Origin of the sequence: Ewingella americana ATCC 33852, assembly GCF_000735345.1 — a bacterium.
Classification (GTDB): Bacteria; Pseudomonadota; Gammaproteobacteria; order Enterobacterales; family Enterobacteriaceae; genus Ewingella; species Ewingella americana.
In genome coordinates this window covers 1-21,852 of record NZ_JMPJ01000038.1, presented here as the reverse complement: position 1 = coordinate 21,852, position 21,852 = coordinate 1, and the positions used below count along the sequence as shown (strand labels likewise).

General features: G+C 52.6%; 18 protein-coding genes. 12 read left to right on the top strand and 6 right to left on the bottom strand.

Annotation, left to right across the window (positions count from 1 at the left end):
- Window positions 1-24 precede the first annotated feature (24 nt).
- The 3 genes from GEAM_RS06190 (at window position 25) to phoA (ending at window position 4,367) form a co-directional block, all read left to right on the top strand.
- Complete coding sequence (locus GEAM_RS06190) at window positions 25-1,587, top strand: DHA2 family efflux MFS transporter permease subunit (RefSeq protein ID WP_034789565.1); 1,563 nt, start codon at window positions 25-27, stop codon at window positions 1,585-1,587.
- A gap of 269 nt (window positions 1,588-1,856) precedes the next feature.
- The gene (locus tag GEAM_RS06185; protein ID WP_034789563.1) at window positions 1,857-2,777 is read left to right on the top strand and encodes a L,D-transpeptidase family protein; all 921 of its coding nucleotides are present in this window, start codon (window positions 1,857-1,859) and stop codon (window positions 2,775-2,777) included.
- A 171-nt stretch (window positions 2,778-2,948) separates the two neighbouring features.
- A complete protein-coding gene (gene phoA / locus GEAM_RS06180; RefSeq protein WP_034789561.1) occupies window positions 2,949-4,367 on the top strand; it encodes an alkaline phosphatase in 1,419 nt (472 codons plus the stop codon).
- A gap of 81 nt (window positions 4,368-4,448) precedes the next feature.
- On the opposite strand, the gene GEAM_RS06175 is transcribed toward phoA, so the two are convergent.
- The 5 genes from GEAM_RS06175 to GEAM_RS22355 form a co-directional block, all read right to left on the bottom strand.
- Window positions 4,449-5,387: a fimbrial protein gene (locus GEAM_RS06175; protein ID WP_084674058.1), complete on the bottom strand. Its 939-nt coding sequence runs from the start codon at window positions 5,385-5,387 to the stop codon at window positions 4,449-4,451.
- 21 nt (window positions 5,388-5,408) lie between these two features.
- Window positions 5,409-8,066: a fimbria/pilus outer membrane usher protein gene (locus GEAM_RS06170; RefSeq protein WP_084674057.1), complete on the bottom strand. Its 2,658-nt coding sequence runs from the start codon at window positions 8,064-8,066 to the stop codon at window positions 5,409-5,411.
- 52 nt (window positions 8,067-8,118) lie between these two features.
- The gene (locus GEAM_RS06165) at window positions 8,119-8,793 is read right to left on the bottom strand and encodes a fimbrial biogenesis chaperone (RefSeq protein WP_034789549.1); all 675 of its coding nucleotides are present in this window, start codon (window positions 8,791-8,793) and stop codon (window positions 8,119-8,121) included.
- Between the two features lie 81 nt (window positions 8,794-8,874).
- The gene (locus GEAM_RS06160; protein ID WP_034789546.1) at window positions 8,875-9,390 is read right to left on the bottom strand and encodes a fimbrial protein; all 516 of its coding nucleotides are present in this window, start codon (window positions 9,388-9,390) and stop codon (window positions 8,875-8,877) included.
- Between the two features lie 72 nt (window positions 9,391-9,462).
- Window positions 9,463-9,993, bottom strand: coding sequence for a fimbrial protein (locus tag GEAM_RS22355; RefSeq protein WP_051899425.1), 531 nt, complete (start codon window positions 9,991-9,993; stop codon window positions 9,463-9,465).
- A gap of 470 nt (window positions 9,994-10,463) precedes the next feature.
- Between GEAM_RS22355 and GEAM_RS06150 the strand changes: the two genes are divergently transcribed.
- From GEAM_RS06150 to GEAM_RS22575, 5 genes are all read left to right on the top strand, one after another.
- The gene (locus GEAM_RS06150) at window positions 10,464-11,408 is read left to right on the top strand and encodes a LysR substrate-binding domain-containing protein (RefSeq protein ID WP_034789543.1); all 945 of its coding nucleotides are present in this window, start codon (window positions 10,464-10,466) and stop codon (window positions 11,406-11,408) included.
- A 421-nt stretch (window positions 11,409-11,829) separates the two neighbouring features.
- On the top strand, window positions 11,830-12,150 hold the full coding sequence (locus GEAM_RS06145) for a helix-turn-helix domain-containing protein (RefSeq protein WP_084674056.1): 321 nt from the start codon (window positions 11,830-11,832) through the stop codon (window positions 12,148-12,150).
- A gap of 287 nt (window positions 12,151-12,437) precedes the next feature.
- Window positions 12,438-13,874, top strand: a complete 1,437-nt coding sequence (locus GEAM_RS06140) for a cytochrome ubiquinol oxidase subunit I (RefSeq protein WP_034789821.1) — start codon at window positions 12,438-12,440, stop codon at window positions 13,872-13,874.
- Window positions 13,864-14,871, top strand: a complete 1,008-nt coding sequence (gene cydB / locus GEAM_RS06135) for a cytochrome d ubiquinol oxidase subunit II (RefSeq protein ID WP_034789541.1) — start codon at window positions 13,864-13,866, stop codon at window positions 14,869-14,871. The genes GEAM_RS06140 and cydB overlap by 11 nt, the downstream gene beginning before the upstream one ends.
- Before the next feature lie 29 nt (window positions 14,872-14,900).
- Window positions 14,901-15,047, top strand: a complete 147-nt coding sequence (locus GEAM_RS22575; protein ID WP_072009877.1) for a DUF2474 domain-containing protein — start codon at window positions 14,901-14,903, stop codon at window positions 15,045-15,047.
- Between the two features lie 149 nt (window positions 15,048-15,196).
- Here the strand turns inward: GEAM_RS22575 and GEAM_RS06130 are convergent, their stop codons facing one another.
- Entirely contained in the window at window positions 15,197-16,117 is a 921-nt protein-coding gene (locus GEAM_RS06130) for a cation diffusion facilitator family transporter (protein ID WP_034789540.1), read from the bottom strand.
- Between the two features lie 281 nt (window positions 16,118-16,398).
- Here GEAM_RS06130 and GEAM_RS06125 point away from each other — a divergent pair, with 281 nt between their 5' ends.
- From GEAM_RS06125 to GEAM_RS06110, 4 genes are read left to right on the top strand one after another with little or no spacing between them, the layout of a single operon-like run.
- The gene (locus GEAM_RS06125) at window positions 16,399-17,628 is read left to right on the top strand and encodes an HlyD family secretion protein (protein ID WP_128124537.1); all 1,230 of its coding nucleotides are present in this window, start codon (window positions 16,399-16,401) and stop codon (window positions 17,626-17,628) included.
- Window positions 17,625-19,193 (top strand): DHA2 family efflux MFS transporter permease subunit, encoded by a 1,569-nt coding sequence (locus GEAM_RS06120; RefSeq protein ID WP_034789537.1) that lies wholly within the window; start codon window positions 17,625-17,627, stop codon window positions 19,191-19,193. The genes GEAM_RS06125 and GEAM_RS06120 overlap by 4 nt, the downstream gene beginning before the upstream one ends.
- Before the next feature lie 5 nt (window positions 19,194-19,198).
- Window positions 19,199-20,770 carry an efflux transporter outer membrane subunit gene (locus GEAM_RS06115; RefSeq protein ID WP_051899424.1) on the top strand — a complete coding sequence of 524 codons (1,572 nt, stop codon included), beginning with the start codon at window positions 19,199-19,201 and terminating at the stop codon, window positions 20,768-20,770.
- Window positions 20,767-21,774: a magnesium and cobalt transport protein CorA gene (locus GEAM_RS06110; RefSeq protein ID WP_034789534.1), complete on the top strand. Its 1,008-nt coding sequence runs from the start codon at window positions 20,767-20,769 to the stop codon at window positions 21,772-21,774. Before GEAM_RS06115 ends, GEAM_RS06110 begins: the two co-directional genes overlap by 4 nt.
- The last annotated feature ends 78 nt before the right edge of the window (window positions 21,775-21,852 follow it).

The following is a 21,852-nucleotide window of genomic DNA, read 5'->3' as shown; positions in this document are numbered from 1 at the left end:
AACAAGTTCAAAAAGGTGTTTGAAATGTCAGAAGCTACCGCCCCCTCTTCTGTCGCGCCGGGTTTCTCCCCCAGCGACCTGCCCACAGCGCGGAAATTTTTAATCTTTAGCATCATGGCTTTCGGCATGTTTTTGGCTCTGATCGACATTCAGATCGTCGCCGCCTCGCTCAATGATGTGCAGGCGGGACTGTCCGCCGGGCCGGATGAGATCAGCTGGGTGCAGACCTCTTATCTGATTGCCGAACTGGTGATGATCCCCTTCTCGGCCTTTTTGACTCAGGCGCTCTCTACTCGCTGGCTGTTTAGCGCCTCGGCGGCGCTGTTTACTCTCAGCAGCATTGGCTGTGGGCTGGCGTGGAATATCGAGTCGATGATTTTCTTCCGCGCGCTGCAGGGCTTTACCGGCGGGGCGATGGTGCCGACGGTGTTCTCCACCGGCTTTGCGCTGTTTAAAGGCAAGCAGCAAGCGCTGATCCCGGCAATTTTGGGCATGGTCAGCGTGCTGGCCCCGACTCTTGGGCCGACCGTCGGCGGCGTGGTCACCGAATGGCTCGACTGGCGCTGGATCTTCTTCATCAATATTGTGCCGGGGGTACTGGTCGCCATTGGCGCGCTGATGTTCATTGATGTCGACAAAGCCAATTTCCCGATGCTCAAACGCATCGACTGGGTGCATCTGTTCTCGATGGCGATTGCGCTGGGCTGTCTGGAGTACGTGCTGGAAGAGGGACCGCGCCAGAACTGGTTTAGCGACCCGGACATTCAGATCTCAGCCTGGTTTTCACTGGTGGCTTTTGTGCTGTTTTTGGAGCGTTCTTTCTATTCGAAAAACCCGATTGTGCGCCTGACGCCCTTCCGCGACCCAACCTTTACCTTTGCCTGCGTATTCAATCTGGTAATTGGTTTCGGGCTGTACGCCTCGACCTACCTGACGCCAGTGTTCTTGGGCCGCATTCGCGACTTCAACAGTTTGCAGATTGGCACGACGGTGTTTGTGGTCGGCATTGGCCAGTTTTTCAGCACCATTATGGCCGCCAGGCTGATCGGCAAAGTGGACCGCCGCATTCTGATCACTGCCGGGTTATTGGGGTTCTCCACCAGCATGTGGCTGACCACCCAAGTCACGCCCGAATGGGGTGCAGACCAGTTCTTATGGCCGCAAATCATTCGTGGGCTGTTTATCATGCTGTGCATCGTGCCGAGTGTGAATATGGCGCTCACCGCCTTTCAGGGGCCGGAGCTGCGCTACGCGTCGGGCTTATTTAACCTGATGCGTAACCTCGGCGGGGCGATTGGCATAGCGACGGTGAATACCTGGTTGCAGGACTGGACTCGCGAACACACCGCGCATTTTGGCGACGTGTTGGGGCGTTATGGTGAAGAGGCGCAGACAGTGATCGGCGGGCTGGCGACGCGCATCGGCCAACTGACCCCAGACTCGGCGCATGCCCTGCTGATGGCGAAAAATCTGTTTGGGATTAAGGTCGCCAATGAAGCCTTCACCATGGCTTTCAATGACGCCTTTATGGTGATGGCGTGGATGTTTTTGGCGGCGTTATTGATGGTGCCGTTTTGTCGGAAATAGTGGCTTTAGTGTCATGAAATGTAAAACGTCTGTGATCGTACTTCCAAAAAATGCGATTGTTTAGGGAACTTTTCCGACATCCTGTAAAAGCTTTGGCCTGTTTGAAATAAATCCTTATAATTGGCGGCCCAGAAATGTGATTGGTTACACATAAAGATTCTCGTTCCGGTCAAGTGTGTACCTACAATAGTCATCCGGTTGTTTCTGTTAACACCGGGGGAACACTTCGACAACAACTGCCTGTGTGGCATTAAGAACCAACGACAAATATGAAAATGAGCATTCGCGCTATCCTTACTATGGTTTTGGCAGTTGCTGCGTACAGCCAGTCAGCTTCGGCCGTGGTGTACCCTCTTCCTGCCAATGGCGGGCGGTTAGTCGGGGAAAACATCACCGTTACCGTTCCAGAAAACAGCAAATTACCTCTTGAGAGTTTTGCCGCACAGTATCAAATGGGCCTGAGCAACATGCTCGAAGCCAACCCGGGCGTGGACCCGTTCCTGCCAACGCCGGGCACCGTGTTGACTATTCCACAGCAGCTGATCCTGCCAGATACCCCGCATGAAGGTATCGTGGTAAACAGCGCTGAAATGCGTCTTTACTACTACCCGAAAGGCAGCAACACCGTGGTGGTATTGCCAATCGGTATCGGCGAATTGGGCAAAGACACCCCGCTGAACTGGACGACCACTATCCAGCGTAAAAAAGCCGGCCCGACTTGGACTCCGACTGCAAAAATGCATGAAGAGTACGCGTCTCGCGGCGAATATCTGCCAGCCGTATTCCCAGCAGGTCCGGACAACCCTATGGGTCTGTACGCGCTGTACGTTGGCCGCCTGTATGCTATCCACGGGACTAACGCCAACTTCGGTATCGGCCTGCGCGTGAGCCACGGCTGTGTGCGTCTGCGCGATGCTGACATCAAATGGCTGTTCGACAACGTGCCGCAAGACACTCGTGTACAGTTCATCAACGAGCCGCTGAAAGCCACCGTTGAGCCAAACGGTAAGCGTTACGTTGAGATCCACAACCCGCTGTCTGCTAACCAGGAAGAGTTTGACTCGCAAGAGCCACTGCCTGTTTCTCTGACGGGCAAAGTGGGCGCCGTTGCTATGGACCCAAGCGTTAACCAAAACATCGTACAACGCGCTATCGAACTGCGTTCTGGTATGCCAACTCAGGTTAACTAAGTCTGATTTGCAGACTGACTCGAAGCCCCTCCATGAGGGGCTTTTTTTATTTTCCTCGCTAAAAATCCTTCATGTCATAAAAGCGTCACGCCGCTGACTTATGCTCCCGTGTAACAAAGTACGACAAACTGTATCTCTTGTTTTCTGGTCTTCATTACACGGAGTTTTGTTATGCACCTGCCTCTCTCTTTTGTTGCTCGTTCCGTAGTTACCGCCCTGCTTCTGACCTCTGCCAGCAGCGCCATCGCCGATGACGCCCTGACCTCCCGCGCCGCCAAAGGCGACATCACCGAACAAGGCGGCGCGCGCCGTTTGACCGGCGACACCACGGAAGCCTTGAAAGCCTCACTGACCAATAAGACGGTGAAAAACGTCATCCTGCTGATTGGCGATGGCATGGGCGACTCAGAAATCACCTCGGCGCGTAACTATGCCGAAGGCGCGGGCGGCTATTTCAAAGGCATCGATGCCCTGCCATTGACCGGCCAATACACTCACTACTCTTTGGATAAAAAGAGCCATAAGCCGGACTACGTGACTGACTCGGCGGCATCCGCCACCGCGTGGTCTACCGGCGTGAAAACCTACAACGGCGCGCTGGGTGTGGATGTCAACGGCAAGGACCACGTCACCATTCTCGAACTGGCGAAAGCGGCGGGCAAAGCCACAGGTAACGTCTCCACCGCCGAATTGCAGGACGCCACTCCGGCGGCGCAAATCTCCCACGTCACCTCCCGTAAGTGCTACGGCCCGGAAGAAACCAGCGAGAAATGCCCAACCAATGCGCTGGAGAACGGCGGCAAAGGCTCCATCACCGAACAGCTGATCAAAGCACGTGCTGACGTCACGCTGGGCGGCGGCGCGAAATCCTTCGGCCAGTTAGCCAAAAGCGGCGAGTTTGCCGGGAAATCACTGAAAGATCAGGCCACCGCGCAGGGCTATCAGTGGGTAGAAAACGCCGATGAGCTGGCGAAAATCACCCTTGCAGACCAGCAAAAACCGCTGTTAGGTCTGTTCTCCCCGGGCAACATGCCAGTGCGCTGGTACGGCCCTAAAGCCAGCTACCACGGCAATATCGATAAACCGGCTGTCACCTGCGAAGCTAATCCACAGCGCACCAGCGACATTCCAACGCTCGCCGCAATGACTGAGAAAGCCATCGACCTGCTGAAGACGCAGGAGAAAGGCTTCTTCCTGCAAGTGGAAGGCGCGTCCATCGACAAACAGGACCACGCGGCGAACCCGTGCGGACAGTTTGGCGAGACGGTTGATTTGGACGAAGCCGTGCAGAAAGCGCTGGAGTTTGCCCGTAAAGACGGCAACACGCTGGTTATCGTGACCGCCGACCACGCCCACTCTAGCCAGATTGTTGAGAAAGATGCGAAGGCGCCGGGGCTGACGCAGACCCTGACCACCAAAGACGGTGCGCCAATGACCATCAGCTATGGCAACTCAGAAGAGGATTCACAGGGCCATACTGGCACCCAGTTGCGCGTCGCGGCCTACGGCCCGTTTGCTGCTAACGTGGTGGGCCTGACCGACCAAACGGATCTGTTCTTCACCATGAAAGAAGCCATGGCGATTAAATAAGTCAGGCTTTGGCAGGTAACTAAAAAATAAACACAAAGGCCGGAAAGTGCAGACTTTCCGGCCTTTTGTTTTAATGCAAAATCACTGGTAGCTAATGGTGAAATTCGCCACCGCGTTGGCATCTCCCGGCTTGATTTTGTCCGCTGTCTGAATGTAAACAGCAGATAACGGGATATTAAAATTCCCCTGCTCTGTCGCCTGAGCAACAAACAGCGTGTGGTCGAAATCCACCCGCGTGTCACGCAGTTTGAGCTGAATACCCACACCCTCTGCACCACCACTGGTCAAATCAATAATGCCGTCGCCTTTCGACGAAGTAGCGGCAAAGCTGATATTCACTTTAGCGTTACTATCACAATGCAGTGGAATGTTGATATTAACCGGCGTCAGGGTAGAACCTTTACCCTTGAAATCTTCCATCTTGGCTTCGCCCATTGCTACTGGGATGCGGCTTGAACCGGTTATTTCGCACGACGCCTGCATGACATTGCCGGAAGCAAGGCTGTAAGTCACCGCAGCATCATTAGTCGCATTCACCGCCACGGAAATCAGCGGGCCGAGTGCCAGTGGACCCGAGGTTATGTCGCCCGTTTTTACCAAAATCACCTCAATTTCCGGGTTATACCGAATCGAGCCGTTGGTAGAAATATTGGTCTCCCAATGATAGCCGCTGCTCGGCACATACTGCCCGCGCACCTTCAGCTTGAGCCCCACGCCGTTGATACCACTGGCATAAGTGTTTGTACCATCTAGAGAACGGTAGTTGGCTTGATTCACCGAACCACTCTCTCTAAAGGTGCCCGTTGAACAAGCGCCGGTGATGGCTGTCGTTTCAGCGGGGATCACTTTACGGCTTATCTCTGCCCCGACGGGCAGGTCTCGTTGCACGGTTATACTGCCCATATTGATGGTACTGTTCACCGCGCTGCCCAGAGCGGCGCAGTCCGCCAGCGCATTAGTTGAGAAGCCCAACGCCACCAGCAACCCAAGACTCAGGCTTACGTTCCTTGTACTCTCCATAGGTGTTCTCCTGCTGCGCCTTTAACGGCACTGTGCCGTAATGTTTTTAATCAATGCTGTCGGGTCATCGGTTTTGTTTTTTACCAGCGAATAAATGCCATAGCACTGCTCATGACTTTCATTACCCCATTTGGCGAAGATCTTCCCTTTCTCTGGCAAGCCAGTGAGATAAACTTCGCCGTTTTCGCTGACAATACCGGTGATCGTGCGGCTATCTTCAACCAAGCTAACTGTCGCACCGAACGGCACCACTTTCCCCATGAACAACAACTGAATAAGGGCACGTTGACCGATACGCGTGTCGAAATCAGCGCGAACCACAGCACCACGAGTTGGAACCACTGTCACTTTACTGGTTTCCATATCCACATCATTGCCGAAGCTTTGAGTGTCCAGACTAACGCTGTTTTTGCGATAAGGCTGGGCATAAGGCACCACGGCGTAACCACGCCAGTCGGTATGCACACCGGCGTTATTTTGCACATTGACCCCACCGGCCCCCGGCGCTTTCACCAAGGCAATGGTATCTCCCAATGGTTGGGAAAGGGTCAGACCGTTTTCGTGCGCCACGATGCCGCCACGCAGGCCATAGCTCCATCGTTGACTGTTTCTGTCATAGCTGTAGCCAAGATTGCTTTCACCAGAGCCCCCTTTGTAATCCATGTTGGCATTACCCGAATTACCGCCGTCCTGGCTTTGGTACCCCTGTTGCACGCTATAACTTAGTCTATTGTCTTTCAGCAAACTGCCGTTGATCCCGGCTTGCTGAGTGAGGGGGCCATGACGATTGCTGGTCATGTTGTAGCTCGCCCAGGTTCCCGATGTGCCCAAAAATCTGTCAAGAGGGATAGACAGGTTGAAGGCAAAAATCTGGTCGGCCTTAGTCACCCCTGGGTTTTTAGAGTAGTTGTAGTCAAAGCCGACGTTGACCCCTGAAATGGCAGTGTTGTAACCCAGCTGTAACAGGGTTTCTTTGCCATCACCGGCCCAATAATCTTGCTGGCTGCCACTGATATAAATCGAACCATAATCACCCACTGCTTGGTTGATCGACACTTGCACTTTACTGCGCTGATTATGCGAACGGTTGTAGTCATCAAAATCGTCGCCGCTGTCCTGCTGGTAGTCCTGTACATCACTGAACGTGTAGTAACCGCGAGTGGAATAACGGTAGCCGGCAATACGAACAGTCGTATCCGTTGGCTCAAAGTTTTTAGAATACATTGCGCGATAGGAATGCCCTTTCTTGGTGCCCATCGAGTCATCATTTATGAAGTTACTGGTGGCCTGAGTGCCGTCAATTGACACTGCGCCAAGTGAACCGAGGTCAAAGCCTACCCCAGCCGTTGCCGCTCGATAGTTTTCAGCATACTGAATACCGCCGTATATCGTCGTTCGCGCCGTCAGACCATAAATATTGGTTATCTGCAGGAAGTTAGGCGTCTCGGTATTCTCATAGCCACTGCGATATTTCCCCACGACTAAATTATATTTAAGACGGCCCTCGCGTTGTAAAATCGGTAATGTGTTACTCGCCACATTAAATTTTGTCACCGAACCATCAGACTCAGTAATGGTCACTTCCATATCACCGCCATTACCAGATGGATAAAGATCGGTAATAGCAAAAGGCCCCGGCGATACGGTAGCTTGATAAATTTGGTAGCCGTTCTGCTTGATAGTGACCTGAGCAGTGGATTTAGCGATACCGCGAACGGTCGGAGCGAACTGGCTCATAGAATCTGGCAGCATTTGGTCGTCTGAAGCCACTTGCGCCCCCGTAAACTGAATGCTGTTAAACACGTCAGCCAATGTAGAATATTGCCCAAGCGTTAGCTGCCCGCCCTGCAAAAAGTGCACATTACGCTGCATATAGGTGTTGATTGATTCATAGTGCCGGATATGCGTGTCGTCACCCCCGTGCGTGCCATCTGTAGATTGGTCACTGTAAGTCGAATAATTACGCAAGCGCCAAGGTCCGACATTCAGCCCGGAGCGTAAGTTAAGGAAGTTACTCTTGGACTGCCCGCTGTCATCTTGCTGCGTCGTTGAGCCGGAATAGCCATAATTAAGTGTAAATGCTGGGATACCCTCATCCCAGCGCTTTGGATCAACCGCGTTACGTGGGTTCTGTTTTACGCCAATCTGCGGCACAGAAATGTCATAGCGTAGGCGGGTAATATCCAGAGTTTCACTGGCATCAGGCACATAGCTACTAAGGGGTTCAGTCAGCGAAGCATCAGGGGCAATAGCTTTTAGCTTCGGAAACACATCAATCTTAACCCCATACTCCTCCAGCGTCGCCGGCGAGATAACCGCATACAGCTTGCCTGGCGCATTGGGTAAGCTCACAAATTTAAGGCTTCGTGAGTCAACTTGTCGATTGTTTAGATAGATATCTACTTTATAGGTGCCGGGCATTTGCCCGCCCTTTTCTGCAAAATAGTCTAAATTAACATTTTGCAAATCCCCTGCACCGCCCGCAGCTTTAATCATTTCAAAGTTGAAGGTATCTGCCGAATAAGCCATGCCCGGCAAAGACAAAAATATAAAAAATGAAAGCGGCTTCAATATAAAAGAATAGGGAAAACTGTTACATATAAGTTGATGTTTATTTAGCCTATAGGCATTTACAGCCACAGGACATATATCCACATGGTTCCTCTTGTTTTTTTCCATGATCACAGGCCAACATCCCTTTTAAAATGAACAATATTAAATCAACTCATGTTTAAAAATTAGCGGTATACTTTTGACTCAAACCGCCATAGTCATTAATAGCTTGCCAAGTGACGCTATTCCCTACGGGGACATTAGGAATTTCAAGGGAGGAGTTCGGGGGGACCATAAACCCTTCATTTAACTCATTATTATTAATGGTGACTTTAGTGAGATTAAGGTAATAGGGTGTAGGATTACTGACACTTATTTTATTTCCCGAGCGTGCAAACTTGGCCTGCTGATATGCTGCTTCTACGGCTTTCTTATCATTTAGTGCAGCGGGGCGATAAATAAGTTTAATTCGGGTATTAATGGCGAATTGTAAAGTGTTTTTGTCTTTAGTCGATGGCGGAATAGCCAAAGTGTTCAACCAGTAAACTGACTCTCTATCCTGAGGAAGGGCTGAACTGGTTTGGGTGATTCGCAAGGCATTATCCTGTCCCGGATCGATACGGAATAATGGTGGAGTAGTTAGAAAAGGCACCTTCTCACCTGCCTTATCTGAACTTACCCAGGAACGAATAAGGTAGACACTAGAATTCTCGGTATTTTTAACTGACAGAGATGCTTCTTTCATATCAGAAGAATATACGACGCGAGTAGCTCCCACTGAGAACCCCGCGAAGGCCGGCGCGACTAATAATAAAGCTAAAGCACCACAGCATAGAGCAGAAATTCTTTTCATAATAGCCTCTATAAAAATACAATGCTGCCCCCGATAGGATATAAACCACACAGGGCCAGCACATTTAATGAAGAAAAAAGATTATTCGTAAGACATGGTATAATTAATGGCGATAGCATAATTGCCTGGTTCAGCAACGGCGTTTTTCCATTTCCCCAAAACCACATCATAATCAAGTAGGTTGTCGCCACTTGCTGATGTTTTCTTGGTTACAAACTTATCACCGTCGATTTTATCGAGACTATCTCTGTTATAAATTGCCACGCCTATATTTTTTCCTGATGAGTCTTTAAATAACTTCATAGGTTCATCATAAGAACCTTCGAACTTCACCTTAATAGGAAGGCCGACAGGACAGTTTACTAATTTAATCGTCATCGGCTTAAGAGCATGAGCAGTTTTGTACACTGGATAACTAATATTTGCTGCAGATAACGTATCATAGACAATTGATGAAGTCGTACCCGCGGTATCGATAGTACAAGCCGAACTGGAGATTTTCCCGTTAAAAATAAGTTGTCCCAATTCGCCAACCGCCTGAGCACCAGAACAAGCCATACCTAACATAATCGCTACAGCAATACTTAATTTTTTCATTTTGGTTTAATCCTTTTAACCTGGTTGATTAACACCTTAATTAATAAAGGTATCACTCTTTAACTGTCAGTATTAGTTATACGTCATGGCGAAAATAGCACGAGATACAAAAGTACCACCACCCACCGTTTTCTCAGTCGATTTCACCGCAGTTTGAAGAGCAATAGTTGCAGTATGTGTTGTCGCATCAATTGGGAACACAACTGAGGTCCCATTAGCAGGAATCTGCGAGCCGTTTTTATTAAATAAGGCAATACCCAATCCCGTGGCAGTAGAGCTCGGGTCTAATGCGAAAAGAGCTGCATCAGTTACACTCGCAGTGCCGGTGAAAATAAGTTTCGTGCTGGTCACACTAGTCGGGCAGTTTTCCAGAGTAAAGTTAACGTCTTTTTTAGGCGAGAGAGTACCTACCGCAGGAAATGACGCGGGAGTCAGCGTGCCAAAATCAATTTGTGCGGCAACCGTAGAAGCACCTTGAATAATGCACCCTGCAGCAATAATTTTTCCACTTATATTAACAGTACCATCCGCCGCACTCGCTCCCATTGCAGCAATTAAACCTGCTGCTAACACACCCATTTTAAATAAAGAAGTCATTTTCATAATAGTCCCTTAGTGGCTTATTTTTCGCAATCTAGCGAAACCCGTTAATACCTTGAAGTATCAATTACCTTTGCGCCTCAAGATGAAGATATTCTTACCCATTGAACTTACCAGTACCACTATACAAAGTCACAGAAGTTGTTAAGACATACTAAAAACGATTAACATCTATTTAGAGCATTTGCTGAATCTATAATATTACTTATCTATGAAATCTCGTTTGAATTAGATACTATTTTTATTAATTAGTATATTAATAAGAGATTTACCTTGTTGTTTTTAAAGGACTTTATGTGTTTTGATAATTTGATAATTAAAATTTAAAGTATTACCCACTATCTTATTTCTCTTTATTTTTTTAGTATTTTCGGCGCAATACCACAGGCATTGACACCATCACTGATTGCTACTCCAATCATTTATGGGAATTATTTAAAACAGGGTCAATTTGAATTTACGGGGAGATAAATGTGAATCCTGACATACAGAAAGATGATTTTAAGAAAGATGACTTAAAACGGGACAAAAGCTTTGACTACAACCTTCTGACGACTTTTCATGCGATTTACTCGCAGAAAAGCGTCACTAAAGCTTCGGTTTTACTCAACATCAGCCCGTCTGCTGTGAGCCAGTCATTAAATAAATTACGTGGATACTTTTCAGACCCCCTGTTTGTCCGCGAAGGGAGTAACCTTTCGGCCACGGTCACAGCAGTGAATCTTTTCTCGGCCACCCAGGAAAGCTTTGAGGCATTAACCCGAAATGTTTCGGTTTATATGAATTCTACGGCGCGAAACAGACTGATTGTCAGCTGCCCACCCTATATTTCAATGCGCGTGCTGCCCGTGTTGATGGCTCTGGTCAAAGAGATAATGCCCAATACTAAAGTTGTCCATGCCGATAATGGCAGCTCAGTCATGCTTTCAAGCGAAGCATTACAATATCGCAAAGCTGATTTGGTCTTTGATTGTGATCCTCACTACAGTTCTTCCTCAATCACTTATCCGATTTTAACGGAAAACCTGACATTTATTTGCCGCAAAGACCATCCGCGGTTGGATAACTCCCTTAACAAGGAGCAAGCAGCACTAGAGCAGTTCTCAATTATGGAATCCGATGGCCCTGCCATCAAACTCGCTCAGCAAAACATTAACGATAACATTGGCGAAAGAACATTTTGTTTCCGCAGTAGCTCATTATTCTCAATTTTATCCGTGGTAGAAAACTCAGATACTGTTGCTATTATTCCTATTTGGTTGTTTGAAAAAGTAAAAAACGCATTCAATATAAAATCTTTAAGTACTGAATTTTCTCTATTACCCGTCAACATCTATATGGTGCACAATAAAACATCACTTCAGAATAAGGCACTGGGTAAAATCGTGGCAAAAATCAAAAATCACTTCAGCGCATAGCCTTTGAACGATGAGGAATTTCTTTTTGTCATCCTCTTTCTCTCTTTAGGACGACTATTCTGTTCACTTATTTGACTTTGTTACTTAGGCGACTTAATTAAACCCTGTCGGTTCACTTGGTTTCAACTAAGTGATTGGGGTATAGTTCATGCGCTGCGGCAAAATCCGCAGTCGGGATTTGCACCCTGAATACCACAACGATGACGTATATATTTATTTTATACGTCAGCCTCTGCACACCTATTGCATATTACTCGTTCACGTAATAAACAATATCTCAATGGTGGCTCAGGCGGGGCAGCTTTCGGGCTGGCCGGTGATCCGTTGTGGCCGGTAGTGCAAACTCCGTCTGGGCTATCACCCAAGGGATTTGCACCTCTTAGGCTGGTAGTGATCATCACTTTGCAACGGATCATGCGAAATGACGGCCAATAAAAAATCTCAAGATACTGCTCTACCTCGCTATAAACCTCAGGCATCAGTGGGTTCCCATCGTTTTCAAAACTGGCATCCGGCAGATATCATCGCCGAGTTGCACAAACGAGGAACCACGCTGGCAGCCCTATCCCGCCAATCTGGCCTTTGCTCTTCAACCCTGTCAAACGCGCTCTGCCGCCGCTGGCCTCGGGGAGAGATGCTGATTGCCAAGGCGCTGGATATGACGCCAGCTGAAATCTGGCCAACGCGCTATTTTCATCCTGATGGCACGCTGATTGTTAAAAGTCAGAAAAAAGCCAAATAGCCTGAGCTAACCAAAGCGATGAAGGCAGGGGCTGGTGCTTCTGGCTTGAAGTCATCGCTTTTTCGAACAGATGTCTCGCGCAGCCAAGCCTACAAGCCATCTGTTATAGTCAATATTCACATTTCTGTTACTGTTATATCCAGCCTACCCTGTGGTTAAATCCCCTCCTCGCTAAGCTTCACTGTTGTACCGCCCCTTTCACTGAAACCTCATTTGCGAATGTTGTTGCGCCAAAATGGCATATGACGCCTAAGCTGAAAGGGTTACCACGCAAAAAAGAGGTTGTTATGCTTGGTCTAGACGCGTTAGAACTGGCCCGTATCCAGTTCGCTTTCACCGTTTCGTTTCATATCATTTTCCCCGCTATCACCATCGGTCTGGCCAGCTTTTTAGCCGTACTCGAAGGGCTGTGGCTCAAAACTAAGAAAGAGGAGTATCGCGACCTTTACCACTTCTGGTCGAAAATTTTTGCCGTGAATTTTGGCATGGGCGTGGTGTCCGGGCTGGTCATGGCATACCAATTTGGCACCAACTGGAGCTTCTTCTCCTCCTTCGCCGGTAGCATCACCGGCCCGCTGCTGACTTACGAAGTGCTCACCGCCTTCTTCCTTGAGGCCGGGTTCCTCGGCGTGATGCTGTTTGGCTGGAACCGCGTGGGTCCGGGCTTGCACTTCTTTGCGACCTGCATGGTGGCGCTCGGCACCCTGATGTCCACCTTCTGGATCTTGGCATCCAACAGCTGGATGCAGACGCCACAGGGCTTTGAAATCGTCAACAATCAGGTGGTGCCGGTAGATTGGCTGAAAGTCATTTTCAACCCCTCCTTCCCTTACCGGCTGCTGCACATGACCACCGCCGCCTTCCTGTCATCCGCTTTCTTTGTCGGCGCCTCTGCCGCTTGGCACCTACTGCGCGGGCGCGATACCCCTGCGATGCGCACCATGCTGTCGATGGCGATGTGGATGGCGCTGATTGTGGCACCGATTCAAGCCTTCCTCGGCGACGCACACGGCCTGAATACCCTCAAGTATCAGCCGGCGAAAATTGCCGCAATTGAAGGCCATTGGGAGAATAAAGACAGTGAACCGTCGCCGCTGGTGCTGATTGGCTATCCCGATATGAACCGCGAAGAGACGCGCTACGCCATTGAGATCCCGTGGCTAGGCAGCCTGATTCTGACCCACAGTCTGGATAAGCAGATCCCGGCGCTCAAATCCTTCGCCAAAGAGGATCGGCCAAATTCCAGCATCATCTTCTTCTCCTTCCGCATCATGGTCGGGCTGGGGCTGCTGATGATTTTGGCAGGCGTCTGGAGCCTGTGGCTGCGTAAGCGCGGCACTTTATACACCTCGCGCAGCTTCCTGCACTTTGCTCTGTGGATGGGCCCTTCCGGCCTGTTGGCTCTACTCGCCGGTTGGTTTACCACCGAAATCGGCCGCCAGCCTTGGGTAGTGTACGGCCTGCTGCGCACCAAAGACGCGGTATCCGGCCACGGCGCGATGCAGATGAGTATCAGCCTGCTGCTGTTCATTGTGATTTATTGCTCGGTGTTTGGCGTGGGTTACGCCTACATGATGCGCCTGATCCGCAAAGGCCCGGTGGCTCATGAAGGCGCAGAAACCACCCATGGCGGACCGGGGCAGCATCGCACTCCGGCAAGGCCGCTGTCGGCGGCTCAGGACTCCAACGACGACCAGAATAAGGGTAATAATCATGGGTATTGATCTTCCGCTGATCTGGTTTTTAATCATCGTTTTTGGCGTGATGATGTACGTGGTGATGGACGGCTTTGACCTAGGTATCGGCATCCTCTTCCCGCTGGTTAAGGCCGACCAGGAACGCGACGTGATGATGAACACCGTCGCCCCGGTGTGGGACGGCAATGAAACTTGGCTGGTGCTGGGCGGCGCGGCGCTGTTTGGCGCTTTCCCGCTGGCCTATGCCGTTATCTTGGACGCGCTGGCTATCCCGCTGACCTTAATGCTGTTTGGGCTGATTTTTCGCGGCGTGGCCTTTGAGTTTCGTTTCAAAGCCACGGCGGAGAAGCGCCACATCTGGGATAAAGCCTTCATTTGGGGTTCGCTGTTCGCCACCTTCAGTCAGGGCGTGGTGCTCGGGGCGGTGATTAACGGTATTCCTGTGGTGGGTCGCGCCTACGCGGGAGGCCCGCTGGACTGGCTTTCACCCTTCAATCTGTTCTGCGGCGTGGGCTTAGTGGTGGCGTATGCCCTGCTCGGCTGTACGTGGCTGATTATGAAAACCGAAGGCCCGTTGCAGGAAAACATGCAGCGCCGCGCAAAACCTCTGCTGCTGGTGTTCCTGCTGGTCACCGCCATTATTAGCCTGTGGACGCCGTTAACCCACAGCGCGATTGCCGACCGTTGGTTCACCATGCCGAATATCCTCTGGTTCTTGCCGGTGCCGGTGTTGGTGGTTCTGGTCTCCATCTGGATGCTGCGCGCGGTTAACCGCAAGTCGCACCACGCGCCCTTCTTGCTGACCTTGGCGCTGGTATTCCTTGGCTACAGCGGCTTGGGCATTAGCATCTGGCCGAACATTGTGCCGCCGTCCATCACCTTCTGGCAGGCCGCCGCCCCGCCGCAAAGCCTTGGCTTTATGCTGGTTGGCGCGCTGGTGATCATCCCGATTATTTTGGTTTATACCTTCTGGAGCTACTACGTGTTCCGTGGAAAAGTCACCCCGGATCAGGGTTACCATTGAGGTGAAATATGAAGAAGCTGATCAGAGAGATGGATGATGAGAAGGTTATTCGTCAGCCTTGGTGGAAACGCGTCGGCTGGCTGGCAATTATCTGGCTAGGCAGCGTGTTAACCCTGTTTGCCGTGGCGTCAGTGTTTAGATTGCTGATGACGGCGGCAGGGATGAAGAGTCATTAAGTTTGCATTTGCTCCTTCTCCTCTCAGAGGAGAAGACTGGGATGAGGAGTGGTTTGAGCCAGAGTTCAACGCAACAAACCTCACCCCAACCCTCTCCTTAAAAAGGAGAGGGAGCTAACCCCAGCCCCAGTAACGGGAGGGAGCAGAAATCACTTAGTAATATTATTCAGCAAATTATCCAGCCGGTCGTCGTCAATGCCTTCGGGTTCGAGGTGGGCGGTGACGTCGGCGGCGGTGAACAGCTTGCTGACGGCGATTTCAGCCGCGTCACCGATGTCATGGCCGACATCCACCGACAGCGTCCCATCCACTTCCACGTGAAACTCGACAAATACCCGGTCGCCGCCGTTGCGGGTGCGGATATCATGCACGCCGCGCACGCCCGCCACGCTAAGCACCGCGGCCTTCACGCGCTTGCGGTCTTCAATATCTAACTCCCGGTCCAGCAGCTGTTTGAGCGCGTCCCCGGCCATGCCGCGCGCATTCCAAATCATATAGAAAGAGATAAGCAACGCGCCGATGGAGTCGGAACGCGTCCAGCCGAGGTGACGTTCGAGCACCAAAGCTATCAGCACCGCGACGTTAACCGCGACGTCTGTGATGTAGTGCGCACGGTCGGCGGCAATGGCGGTGGAGCCAGTGCGCTTCACCACGTAGGTTTGCATCAATACCAGCCCGACGGCCGCGCAGCAGCTGCCGATAATCACCCAGATCCCCAGCCCTAACTGCGCCAGCGGCTGTGGATTGATGATGCGCCCGATAGACTCGCCGCCGAGCACCAGACCCGCTGCGCCAAGCAGTAAAGCCTGCACGAAGGCGGCAACGGCTTCGGCTTTGCCGTGACCGTAGCGATGGCCTTTGTCTGCCGGTCGCCCGGCGTAGCGCACGCCAATCAGCGTGACCAGCGAGGCCAGCACGTCCACTAAGCCATCCGCCGCCGAGGTTAAGAGAGCAATCGAGCCGGTGGCGGCCCACGCCCACACTTTGATAAACACCAGCACCAGTGCGACGCATACGGAGACAAGCGAGGCCACGCGCGTTAGGCCACGGTAAGGGATTGGACGGCTCATAGAGCGCCCCGCAAGTTCATTGAATTGGAAGAATAAGTCACGCGCTGTTCCTGATACGGCGATTCCATTAAGTGAAAATACGCACAGATAAAATTAAAGCCAAGCCGCGCATTATACATCTTCGCGCGCTTTTTCGGACCATACCTATAGTGTGGATCTTCGTGCTCTAGCTTAGGTAAGTTGACGGTTATTTACTTGCTTTTACATCAATACAATCTAGGGTAAAACGAGAATTGTTTCATTTAACGTTCGGCCCTAGCGCCGATAACCAGATGAGTATTATGACAACGAATAAAAATGACGCCAACCGTACTGACGAATCTTCGTCTCCTGACACCTCCAACGAACTCGATTCCAGCCAAGTAAAATCCGGTGAAGGCTACCGTTCACCCTCTTCCGACGACGGTACAAAGCAGGATAAAAAGTCGTCAGATGAAGAAGATAAGGGCGAAGATGAAGAAGGCGAAAAGCGCAAAGGTCCGGGCAAAAAGCCGCTAATTATTCTGGGCGTAGTGGTGATCATCATGGTGATTGTGGCGCTGGTCTGGTGGTTCATGACCAAGGACCAAATCAACACCGATGACGCCTTTACTGAAGGTGACGCTGTCACAATTGCCCCAAAAATCTCGGGTTACGTGACCAATTTGGCGGTCAAAGACAACCAGTTGGTAAAAAAAGGCCAGCTGTTAGTGCAGATTGACCCACGCGACGCCACCGCCCAGCGCGATCAGGCACAGGCTCAGTTGGGCGTTGCCGTGTCGCAACTGCATCAGGCTCAGGTGCAATATGACCTGTCCAAAGTGCAGTATCCGGCCCAGCTGGCGCAGGCTCAGGCGCAACAGGCCCGTGCCGAAGCCAACTTGCTCAACGCCACCGCCGACTTCCGCCGTCAGCGCGGCGTTGACCCACGAGCCACTTCGCAACAGAACATTGATACCGCCAGCGCGCAATTGCGCTCCGCCAAGGCTGATTTAGAAAATGCCAAAGCACAGGTGCAAGTCGCGGCGCAGGTTGAATTGCAAATCCGTCAGGCCGAAACCAATGTCGAAGCCCGTCAACAGCAGGTCGAGCAGGCGAAAGCCCAGCTCGAAACCGCCAACCTTAACCTCTCTTATGCCGACGTGCGTGCGCCTTATGACGGCTACGTCACCATGCGTAATGTCCAGCTCGGCACTTTGGTTCAGGCCGGTTCTTCCCTGTTCTCGATTGTTTCTCCAAACATTTGGATCGCCGCCAACTTCAAAGAGTCACAGCTGGAGCGCATGCGCCCTGGCAACAAAGTGGTTATCAAGATTGACGCCTACCCGGATATCGAACTGCACGGCCACGTAGACAGCGTGCAGCAAGGCACCGGCTCGCGCTTCTCGGCCTTCCCGGCGGAAAACGCCACCGGCAACTATGTGAAGATCGTCCAGCGCGTGCCGGTGAAAATCGTTATCGACAGTGGTTTAGACCCGAAACAGCCTCTGCCACTTGGCCTGTCAGTTGACCCAACGGTAACCGTGGAATGAGTGACGATCGCAGCGGCTGGAGACCCTCCAGTAACCCGTGGGCGGTTGCAGCAGTGGTGACCATCGCGGTGTTCATGGAAATTCTGGACACCACCATTGTCAACGTGGCGCTGCCCCACGTCGCCGGTTCCCTCTCCTCCAGCTACGACGAGTCCACCTGGGTGCTCACCTCGTATCTGGTGGCGAACGGCATCGTGCTGCCTATCTCGGCGTTCCTCAGCCGGGTATTGGGGCGTAAAAACTACTTCCTGATCTGTATCGCGATGTTCACCGTCTGCTCCTTCCTGTGCGGCGTCGCCACCGAGCTGTGGCAGATGATCCTATTCCGCATTTTGCAGGGCTTCTTCGGCGGCGGCCTTCAGCCGATCCAGCAGTCGGTGCTGCTCGACTACTTCGCGCCAAAAGATCGCGGCAAAGCCTTTGGCCTCTCCTCCATCGCCATTATCGTGGCGCCGGTGGTTGGCCCGACGCTCGGCGGCTATATCACCGATAACGTCAGCTGGCGCTGGATTTTCTTCATCAATATTCCCGTGGGGATCATCGCGCTGCTGGCTATCTACCAGCTGTTAGAAGATCCGCCGTGGGAGCGCAAAGCCAAAGGCAAGCTGAGCATCGACTACATCGGCATCGGGCTGATTGCCCTTGGGCTGGGCTGTTTGCAGGTAATGATGGACCGAGGCGAGGACGACAACTGGTTCAACTCGGCCTTTATCGTCACCTTCGCGGTTCTGGCGGCAATTGGTATTGTCGGCGCCATTTACTGGCTGCTCTACGCCAAGAAACCGGTAGTGAACCTGCGCTGCTTGAAAGACCGCAACTTTGCCGTCTCCAGCCTGCTGATGGCAGGTATGGCGATGATTCTTTATGGCAGCTCGGTGGTGATCCCTCAGCTCGCCCAGCAGCAGTTAGGCTATACCGCGACCTTGTCCGGACTGGTGATGTCACCGGGTGCAATACTGATTGTGCTGTCGATCCCGCTGGTGCTGAAGCTGATGCCGATTGTGCAGACGCGCTACATCATCGCCTTTGGCTTCTTCCTGCTGGGGGGCTCCTTCCTCTATTCCGGCAGCCTGACGCCAAACGTCGATTTCGAAACGCTGGTGATGTACCGCAGCGCCCAGTCTCTCGGCCTCGGCTTCCTGTTTGTGCCGCTGACCACTATCGCCTTTGTGACCATTCCGCAGCGGCTGAATGCCGACGCCTCGGCGCTGTTCACCATGTTCCGTAACGTCGCAGGTTCGATTGGTATTTCACTGGCGACGGCGGGCGTAACGGAGCGAACTCAGGCGCACAGCGCCCATATGGTGCATAACATGACGCCGCTGAACGAGCAGTTCAATCAGGCCGTGAGCCGCAGCGCGGCCGCCATTCGCGACTTCGCCCACGTGGTCGGCGACCCGATGCAGCTCGCCACCGCGCGTATGTATCAGGAAATGATTTCCCAGTCGCGCATTCTGGCTTACATCGACGTGTTCAGCTATTGCGCCATTGTGGCCGCTATTTTGATCCCCTTCTGTTTTCTGCTTTCGCCAGTTAAGAGCGAAGGCAATGCCGGAGCACACTGATAAAAATGAAAACTCTGACATTTACGCTTTCCGCGTTGGCTTTGGCTCTGACCGGCTGTTCCGTCGGCCCCGATTACCAGCCACCGAAGCCTAAAACACCCTCGGCTTATAACGACATGAGCCGCCCGCAGGCCACCGAGGGAGCCTCTATTGCCCTGCCCTCTGAGCCGAATCCTGTGTGGTGGAAAGCCTTCAAAGACCCGCAGCTTGATAGCCTGATTGACCGCGCCATTGCCGGGAATATCTCACTCCAGCAGGCGGTGCTGCGTATCGCCGGAGCCCGCGAGCAGGTGACGCAGGCGCGCGGCGCGTGGATGCCGTCGGTGCAGGCTAACACCAAATTTACTCGCCAACAGCTTGGGTTGAAGGGTGAACTTGAGTCTTCAGGTCTTGCCGATCAGGCGGAAAACCTCAGCCCAGAGGCGTCCAGCGCCATCGACGCCGCTACCGGCCCGGTGAATCTGTACCAAGGCAGCTTTGACGCCAGCTGGGAGCTGGACCTGTTCGGCGGAACCCGTCGGCAGGTGGAAGCCGCTAATGCGCAGAAACAGTCTTCCATCGAGCAGCGCAACGACGCCTTAGTCTCTCTGCAAGCCGAAGTGGCCCGCGCCTATTTGCAGCTGCGCGGCGCGCAGAGCATCACGGCGGCGATTCAAACTCAGATTGACGTCGCCCAGCAAACTTTAGAACTGACCCAGAGCCAGCAGAAGAACGGCCTTGCGCCACAGCTAGATGTGGAAAACGCCCGCGCCCAACTTGGCTCGCTGCGCGCCCAGCTGCCGCAATATCAGGCTCAGGAGCGTCAGGCGATGAACGGGCTGGCGGTGCTGCTCGGACAAGCGCCGGGCACCCTCGACGGCGAGCTGACCCATGTTAAACCTATGCCCGCCCTGCCTGCCGCCGTGCCGGTTGGCGTGCCGTCACAGCTGGCGCGTCGCCGCCCGGACGTGCGCAAAGCCGAGGCCGATTTACATGCCGCGACGGCCAATATTGGCGTGTCCGTCGCCCAGATGTTCCCAAGCATCTCGCTGACCGGACAGTTCGGCATGCGCAACAGCGACGCCAGCTATCTGGACAACTGGAGCAGCAACTTCTACTCCTTCGGCCCGTCAGTCACTCTGCCTATCTTCCAAGGCGGTCGTCTGGTTTCCAGCGTCCACCTGTCGCGCGCGCAGCAGGCTAACGCCGCGCTGAACTATCGCCAGACGGTGCTCACCGCGCTGCAAGATGTCGATAACGCGCTGGTTAACTACCGCACCGATCAGGACCGGGTCACCGGGCTGGATCAAACCACCGAGGCGCTGCAAACCTCATTCGAGCTGGCAACCGACAGCTACAGCAAAGGACTCTCTTCCTTCATCAACGTGCTGGACGCCCAACGCCAACTGGCGCAGGCCAAGCAGCAGTCCGCCGAAGCGCGCGTACAGACCAGCACCGATTTAGTCTCTTTATATAAAGCCCTTGGCGGCGGCTGGGAGCCGTATCAGAATGTGAAACTCCCGACCTACACCGTTTTCGGCCCGGCCGAAACCACCGATGTACGCGTCCAGACCACGTCTGAGGAAGCTGCGAAATGAATGCCATCACCAAAGAAGAGAAGAAGCCGAGTTGTGATTCAGTGATTAACAGCGTGGCTTATCGTGAAGGTAAGCGGCTGCAAGACGTCACCACCGAAGATATCAGCGAGGTGCTGAAAGAGCCGGGCACCTTCGTTTGGCTAGGTTTATGGCAGCCCGAAGACAGCCTGATGCGCACTATTCAGGAGGAGTTCGGCCTGCACGATTTGGCGATTGAAGATGCCCTCACCGCACATCAGCGCCCGAAAATTGAGCAGTACGGCGAGTCGCTGTTTATCGTCATTCACACCGCGCAGCTGGTCGATGGCAAGATTGAATATGGTGAAACGCACCTGTTCGTCGGCAAAAACTTCTTGATAACCGTGCGCCACGGCGCATCGTCGAGCTATAAGCAAATCCGCGCCCACGCCGAAGAGTGCCCCGACATGCTGGCCAAAGGGCCGGGCTACGCGCTGTACTGCGTGCTCGACATGGTAGTGGATAACTATTTAGCGATTGTCAGCGAGTACACCAAACAGTTCGATCACATTGAGCAGAAGATGTTTAAGTCCGACTTCGACCAAAACGCGGTGCAGGACGTGTATAAGCTGCGCCGCGAACTGCTGTCACTGCGCAATGCCGCCGTCCCTGCCGAAGATATTTGTAATCAGCTCAGCCACCATTTCGAAGATCTCATTCCGAAAGGCTTGCGCGCCTATATCCGCGACGTGCAGGACCACGCCCATCAGGTGATCACCGTCACCGACGACATGCGCGAAATGCTTGCCAACGCCATGCACGTTAACCTCGCACTGGTGTCCGTGCACCAAAACGAAGTGGTCCAACGCCTCGCCGGCTGGGGCGCGATCCTCGCCATTCCCACCGTGGTATTCAGCCTGTATGGCATGAACTTCAAAAACATGCCCGAGCTAGAAGACTGGTGGGGGTATCCGTTAACGCTGGGCATAACCGTTGTCGGGTGCGGGTTGCTTTACTGGCGGTTGAAGAAAGCTGGCTGGCTTTAGGGCAGCTTTAAAACATTGGGTTGCCACCCAAACTGGCCTTAAGGTCAAGGTCAAAACCGTGCGCTGCCGCCACACCGG

Excerpts from the sequence above, each read along its gene's own strand:
- GEAM_RS06125 (WP_128124537.1), top strand. The coding sequence starts at position 16,399 with ATGACAACGAATAAAAATGACGCCAACCGTACTGACGAATCTTCGTCT.
- GEAM_RS06140 (WP_034789821.1), top strand. The coding sequence starts at position 12,438 with ATGCTTGGTCTAGACGCGTTAGAACTGGCCCGTATCCAGTTCGCTTTC.
- GEAM_RS06160 (WP_034789546.1), bottom strand. The coding sequence starts at position 9,390 with ATGAAAAAATTAAGTATTGCTGTAGCGATTATGTTAGGTATGGCTTGT.
- GEAM_RS06130 (WP_034789540.1), bottom strand. The coding sequence starts at position 16,117 with ATGAGCCGTCCAATCCCTTACCGTGGCCTAACGCGCGTGGCCTCGCTT.
- GEAM_RS06170 (WP_084674057.1), bottom strand. The coding sequence starts at position 8,066 with ATGGAAAAAAACAAGAGGAACCATGTGGATATATGTCCTGTGGCTGTA.
- GEAM_RS06175 (WP_084674058.1), bottom strand. The coding sequence starts at position 5,387 with ATGGAGAGTACAAGGAACGTAAGCCTGAGTCTTGGGTTGCTGGTGGCG.
- GEAM_RS22575 (WP_072009877.1), top strand. The coding sequence starts at position 14,901 with ATGGATGATGAGAAGGTTATTCGTCAGCCTTGGTGGAAACGCGTCGGC.
- GEAM_RS06110 (WP_034789534.1), top strand. The coding sequence starts at position 20,767 with ATGAATGCCATCACCAAAGAAGAGAAGAAGCCGAGTTGTGATTCAGTG.
- phoA (WP_034789561.1), top strand. The coding sequence starts at position 2,949 with ATGCACCTGCCTCTCTCTTTTGTTGCTCGTTCCGTAGTTACCGCCCTG.
- GEAM_RS06120 (WP_034789537.1), top strand. The coding sequence starts at position 17,625 with ATGAGTGACGATCGCAGCGGCTGGAGACCCTCCAGTAACCCGTGGGCG.
- GEAM_RS06185 (WP_034789563.1), top strand. The coding sequence starts at position 1,857 with ATGAAAATGAGCATTCGCGCTATCCTTACTATGGTTTTGGCAGTTGCT.
- GEAM_RS06115 (WP_051899424.1), top strand. The coding sequence starts at position 19,199 with ATGAAAACTCTGACATTTACGCTTTCCGCGTTGGCTTTGGCTCTGACC.
- GEAM_RS22355 (WP_051899425.1), bottom strand. The coding sequence starts at position 9,993 with ATGAAAATGACTTCTTTATTTAAAATGGGTGTGTTAGCAGCAGGTTTA.
- GEAM_RS06165 (WP_034789549.1), bottom strand. The coding sequence starts at position 8,793 with ATGAAAAGAATTTCTGCTCTATGCTGTGGTGCTTTAGCTTTATTATTA.
- GEAM_RS06145 (WP_084674056.1), top strand. The coding sequence starts at position 11,830 with ATGACGGCCAATAAAAAATCTCAAGATACTGCTCTACCTCGCTATAAA.
- GEAM_RS06190 (WP_034789565.1), top strand. The coding sequence starts at position 25 with ATGTCAGAAGCTACCGCCCCCTCTTCTGTCGCGCCGGGTTTCTCCCCC.
- cydB (WP_034789541.1), top strand. The coding sequence starts at position 13,864 with ATGGGTATTGATCTTCCGCTGATCTGGTTTTTAATCATCGTTTTTGGC.